The organism is Mesorhizobium sp. M7D.F.Ca.US.004.01.2.1 (genome assembly GCF_003997785.1).
In the GTDB taxonomy this organism is placed as follows: domain Bacteria; phylum Pseudomonadota; class Alphaproteobacteria; order Rhizobiales; family Rhizobiaceae; genus Mesorhizobium; species Mesorhizobium loti.
In genome coordinates, this window is sequence record NZ_RZRQ01000380.1 from 1 (window position 1) to 5,176 (window position 5,176).

At 63.3% G+C, this 5,176-nt stretch carries 5 protein-coding genes and 1 pseudogene; 3 read left to right on the forward strand and 3 right to left on the reverse strand.

Going from position 1 to position 5,176, the window contains the following annotated elements; all coding sequences use genetic code 11:
- Together ubiB and ubiE are read right to left on the reverse strand one after the other, a co-directional pair.
- The coding region (ubiB, locus tag EN993_RS30885; RefSeq protein WP_127265668.1) for a 2-polyprenylphenol 6-hydroxylase at positions 1-1,378 on the reverse strand (1,378 nt) is incomplete at its 3' end.
- 70 nt (positions 1,379-1,448) lie between these two features.
- Positions 1,449-2,225: a bifunctional demethylmenaquinone methyltransferase/2-methoxy-6-polyprenyl-1,4-benzoquinol methylase UbiE gene (gene ubiE, locus EN993_RS30890; RefSeq protein WP_109658873.1), complete on the reverse strand. Its 777-nt coding sequence runs from the start codon at positions 2,223-2,225 to the stop codon at positions 1,449-1,451.
- 134 nt (positions 2,226-2,359) lie between these two features.
- Here ubiE and EN993_RS30895 point away from each other — a divergent pair, with 134 nt between their 5' ends.
- The 3 genes from EN993_RS30895 (at position 2,360) to EN993_RS30905 (ending at position 4,770) form a co-directional block, all read left to right on the forward strand.
- Positions 2,360-3,334, forward strand: coding sequence for an adenosine deaminase (locus EN993_RS30895; protein WP_109658874.1), 975 nt, complete (start codon positions 2,360-2,362; stop codon positions 3,332-3,334).
- A gap of 147 nt (positions 3,335-3,481) precedes the next feature.
- Positions 3,482-4,111, forward strand: coding sequence for a uracil phosphoribosyltransferase (upp, locus tag EN993_RS30900; RefSeq protein WP_023671129.1), 630 nt, complete (start codon positions 3,482-3,484; stop codon positions 4,109-4,111).
- Between the two features lie 95 nt (positions 4,112-4,206).
- Positions 4,207-4,770, forward strand: coding sequence for a TIGR02281 family clan AA aspartic protease (locus EN993_RS30905; protein WP_109658875.1), 564 nt, complete (start codon positions 4,207-4,209; stop codon positions 4,768-4,770).
- Positions 4,771-4,837: 67 nt separating this feature from the next.
- Here EN993_RS30905 and EN993_RS30910 read toward each other — a convergent pair.
- Positions 4,838-5,176 (reverse strand): annotated as a pseudogene (locus tag EN993_RS30910) (thymidine phosphorylase); the annotation flags it as partial.

Sequence of the window (5,176 nt, forward strand, 5' to 3'; positions counted from 1 at the left end):
GGGCCAGCGTCAGCAGCGCCTTGGCGCCGTCGCGCGCATCGATCATCATGCCACGTGGACCAAGGTTGCCGGCAATCCAGCCGCCGACCACCGGTTCGGCGGTCTTCCACATATTGAAAGCCGGGTCGAGCGTGCGCGCCACGCCCTCGACCACCACCATGGTCTTCTGCAGCAGAATCAGCTCCGGCCGCGTCGCCATGTCGAAGAGTTCGGTCACTTCGAACAGCAGGGTCAAAAGCTTGGCCATCGAAATGGTCTCGGCCGGCTGGCCGTGGATCGGCTCGCCGATCGCCCGGATCGCCTGCGCGAAGGCCGCGACATTGTGCTGGCGCGGCACATAGCCGGCCTCGAAATGCACCTCGGCGACGCGCAGATAGTCGCGCGTGATGAAACCGTAGAGGATTTCGGCGAGGAAGCGGCGCTCCTTCTTGCCGAGCCTGCCGGCGATGCCGAGATCGACGGCGACGATGGTGCCGTTTGCCTCGACGAAGAGGTTGCCCGGGTGCATGTCGGCGTGGAAGAAGCCGTCGCGCAGCGTGTGGCGCAGGAACGACTGGATGAGGTTGGCGGCGATCGCCTTCAGATCGTGGCCGGCGGCTTCGAGACCGGCAATGTCGTTCATCTTGACGCCGTCGACCCATTCCATGGTCAGCACGTCGCGGCCGGTGCGCTCCCAGTCGACGGATGGCACGCGAAAGCCGGGATCGTCTTTGGTGTTTTCGCCCAGTTCCGAAAGGGCGGCCGCCTCGAGCCTCAGATCCATTTCGATCTTGGTGGTCTGTGCCAGCGTCTCGGTGACCTCGACCGGCCGCAGCCGGCGCGACGACGGGATGTATTTTTCCTGCAGGCGGGCGGCGAGGAAATAGCTTTCGAGATCCTGGAAGAAGCGGCGGCGCACGCCGGGCCGGATCACCTTGACCGCCATCTTGGTGGCAACGCCGTCATGGATGGTGTCGGCGGCATGGACCTGGGCGATGGAGGCGGCTGCGACCGGATCGCCGAATTGCGCGTAGAGATCGGCGACCTTGCGCCCGAGCGAAGCCTCGATAGCCGCGATGGCTTCAGCCCTGGGGAAGGTGTGCATCTTGTCTTGCAACATAGCGAGATCGAGCGCCATGTCGTTGCCGACGACGTCGGGCCGTGTCGCCAGGAACTGGCCGAGCTTGACGTAGGATGGACCGAGCCGGACGACCGCCTTGGCCAGCCGGTCGCTGCGCTCATAGGCAAGCGCGCGGCGGCGGGTGAACAGCCGTGCCAGCCGCCAGCCGAACTTCGGCAGGCCTGACAGCTCCTCGCCCGGCAAGGCGGCGACGACGCCCTCGCGAACCAGCACCCAGCCGGCCCTTACGAGCCGAAATCCAGCGCTGACCGTGCTCATGGCCGCGCCCGTCCTGCCGGCTCGTTGAACCGGCACAGACCACATCGCGTGTGAGAAATGCGAGCCAGCCTCAAAGCTTCCAGCCCGAATGAAGCGCGGCAATACCGCCGGAATAATTGCGGAAGGAAACGCGATCGAAGCCGGCGCGGGAAATCATCGTCGCGAAATTCTGCTGGTTGGGAAACCTGGCGATCGATTCGACCAGATAGGAATAGGGCTCACCGTCGCCGGTGACCATCTTGCCGATCTTCGGAATCGCATTGAACGACCAGGCCTCATAGGCCTTGTCGAGCAGCGGCATCTCGACTTCGGAAAATTCCAGGCACAGGAAGCGCCCGCCCGGCTTCAGCACGCGAAACGCTTCTGCGAGCGCGACATCGATGCGCGGCACGTTGCGGATGCCGAAAGCGATGGTGTAGGCGTCGAATGTGGCATCAGCGAAGGGCAGTTCCTCGGCATTGGCCTCGACGAAATCGGTGTTGCCAGACAGGCCTTTCTTTTCGGCCCGGTCGCGGCCGACGGCCAGCATCGAGCCATTGATGTCGAGCACGGTGGCATGGGCGTTGCCGTGGCTGGCATCGACGATGCGGAAGGCGATGTCGCCGGTGCCTCCGGCAACGTCGAGCACCTTCCAGCCCGCCCGTTTCGGCGGGTTGAGCCATGTCACCATGGCATCCTTCCACAGCCGGTGCAGGCCAGCCGACATCAGATCGTTCATCAGGTCGTAGCGGTTCGCGACCTTGTGGAAAACATCGTTGACCAGGGACTGCTTGTCGCCAGCCCCTACACGCTTGAAACCATAGGAGGTTTCCATGCCGCCCGCGGCCGTGGTTCTCTCAACTGACATTTTTTTGATCCGTCATAAAACCGGCGGGACCATAGCCGATCGATGGTGCGGGCGCTATTGTTTAAGGCGCGGTGTTCAGCCGCGCTTCCAGGTGGCGGGTTTTCAAGACCTGGACAGACCGACGGGATGATTGAATGCCTTTGAAAGCGGAACTGCACTGCCACATTGAAGGGGCAGCGGCGCCCGAACTCGTCATCCGCCAGGCGCAGAAATACGGCAAGGATACCTCGCCCTATATCCAGAACGGTTCCTTCGTCTGGCACGATTTCACATCGTTCCTTGCCGCTTACGATTTTTCCGCCGACCTGTTCCGGACCGAGGAGGATTACGCGCGGCTGGCCGACCATTATCTGACCAGTCTCGCCCGCGACGGGGCGATCTATTCCGAGGTCTTCACGTCGCCGGACCATGCCAGAAAGGCCGGGTTGTCGCCCAAGGCCTATACCGACGCGCTCGGCGAGGGCATGGCCCGCGCCAAGGCCAAGACCGGCATCGAGGGCCGCATGATCGTAACCGGCGTGCGCCATGTCGGCGTCGAGTCGATCGAGCAGGCGGCGCGTTTCGCAGCGCGCTGCGGGCATCCGCTGGTCACCGGTTTCGGCGTCGCCGGGGATGAGCGGATCGGCGAGATGGAGGACTATGTCAGAGCTTTCGAGATCGCTCGCGAGGCCGGGCTCGGCATCACCATCCATGCCGGCGAACTGACAGGCTGGGAGACCGTCCAGGCGGCACTCGATCACATCCGCCCCTCCCGCATCGGCCATGGCGTGCGCGCCATCGAAAACCCGGACCTTGTCCGGCGCATTGCCGACGAGGGCGTCGTGCTGGAATGCTGCCCCGGCTCCAACATCGCGCTCAAGGTGTTCGACAGCTTTGCCGACCATCCGTTTCCAGCCCTGCAGGCAGCCGGCTGCAAGGTGACGCTCAATTCCGACGACCCGCCCTATTTCTGGACTTCGCTGAAGCGCGAATACGACATCGCCGGCGAGCATTTCTCGATGAACGAAAAGGCGCTGGCTGCCGTTACCCGCACCGCTATCGAAGCCGCTTTCGTCGACAAAAAGACCAAGACCGCGCTTCTTGCCCGGTTGAACGGTGCGGCACGCTGATTTCTGCCGACAAAGCTGTGGTCGGGGCAGGCCAAGCGGTTCCTTGGCCGGCGCATTGTCGCTAGGGTTCGCTCAAGCAGCTTGAAGCGCGGCGCGTCCGAAAGGACCAGGGCGCGCACTTTCGGGCGCAAGCATCAGGAGAACATCATGCAGGGCGTCACCGTCGTCGACCATCCGCTTGTCCAGCACAAGCTGACCATCATGCGCAAGAAGGAAACCTCGACGGCGGGCTTCCGCCGGCTGCTGCGCGAGATCTCGCTGCTGCTCGGCTACGAGGTCACCCGCAACCTCGAACTGACGACGACGACGATCGAAACGCCGATGGAAACCATGGAGGCGCCGACGCTGGAGGGCAAAAAGCTGGTCTTCGCCTCGGTGCTGCGTGCTGGCAACGGCTTGCTGGAAGGCCTGCTCGATCTGGTGCCGGCGGCCCGCGTCGCCCATGTCGGTCTCTACCGCGATCACGAAACGCTTGAAGCGGTCGAATATTTCTTCAAGGCGCCGAGCGACCTCGCCGACCGGCTGGTGATCGTCGTCGATCCGATGCTGGCCACCGCCAATTCGGCGATCGCTGCGATCGACAAGCTGAAAGAGCGCGGCGCCACCAACATCCGTTTCCTTTGCCTGCTGGCAGCGCCCGAAGGCATCGAGCGTTTCACCAAGGCGCATCCGGACGTTCCCGTGTTCACCGCTTCGATCGACCGCCAGCTCAACGAGAAGGGCTACATCATGCCCGGCCTCGGCGATGCCGGCGACCGCATGTACGGGACCAAATAATTTACCAATTGTTTACGCAAAGGCGGGTTTCTGGCGCCCGTTAAAGCGGCAAACACCATCAAGGCTTAAGGATCGGCTGTCACAAAGGCCGATCCATGCTGCGCAAACTTCTCATCCTCGGCGTTTTCGCCGGTACGTCGGCATCGATACCGATTGTGTATCAGTCGAATCCGCAATTCGTCGAAAACCTGCTGAAATCGGCGGCGCCGAGCAAACCCGCGGTCAACGTCCAACCGGACGTCAACCTGGCATCGGTGCCCGACAAGCCGGCGGCGTCGCTGCCGATGGGCCGCAAGGTGGTCGTTGCGGCAGACGAGCGCGGACACTTCTCGTCGGCATTCAAGCTCAATGGACGTCAGATCGACGGCATGATCGACACCGGCGCCACGCTGGTCGCCATCAACACCTCGACGGCGCGCAAGATCGGCCTGTCGCTGAACGCTTCCGACTTCAGCCACGAGGTCAGCACCGCCAACGGCACCATCAAGGCGGCCGTTGCAATGATCGACCGCCTGCAGATCGGCAGCATCACGGTCAACGACGTCCAGACCATCGTGCTCGACGACAGGGCGCTGCGCACCAATCTGATCGGCATGAGCTTCCTCAACCGGCTCGACAAATACCAGGTCGAGAACGGCACGCTGCTGCTCGTTCAGTAAAGAGTCGTGTCGTTGTTTTGTGCATGTCGTTATCCCAAGACCGCTTCACACTTTTGGGCGACATGCACTAGCCGCGCGGAAGAATCCGCCGGATGACCGATTTGTCGGCGGGCGGCTTCGAAGCGCCGACCGTATAGGCCGAAAGCACGGCGTCGGCCGCCGCCTCGGCATCGGCCAATGAGCGGGCATGGATCAGCGCCAACGGCTCGCCAGCCCGAACCTCGGCTCCGACCGGCAACAGCCTGGTGATGCCGACCGCGGGATCGACCTTGTCGTCCGGTCGCGTGCGTCCGCCTCCCAGGCCGACCACGGCGAGCCCGACGTCGCGGGTCGCGATGCCAGTGACAAAGCCGTTTGCGGTCGCCTTGACGGCAAATTCGGTCGCCGCTGCGGCCAGGTATTTTTC

Excerpts from the sequence above, each read along its gene's own strand:
- ubiE (WP_109658873.1), bottom strand. The coding sequence starts at position 2,225 with ATGTCAGTTGAGAGAACCACGGCCGCGGGCGGCATGGAAACCTCCTAT.
- EN993_RS30895 (WP_109658874.1), top strand. The coding sequence starts at position 2,360 with ATGCCTTTGAAAGCGGAACTGCACTGCCACATTGAAGGGGCAGCGGCG.
- upp (WP_023671129.1), top strand. The coding sequence starts at position 3,482 with ATGCAGGGCGTCACCGTCGTCGACCATCCGCTTGTCCAGCACAAGCTG.
- EN993_RS30905 (WP_109658875.1), top strand. The coding sequence starts at position 4,207 with ATGCTGCGCAAACTTCTCATCCTCGGCGTTTTCGCCGGTACGTCGGCA.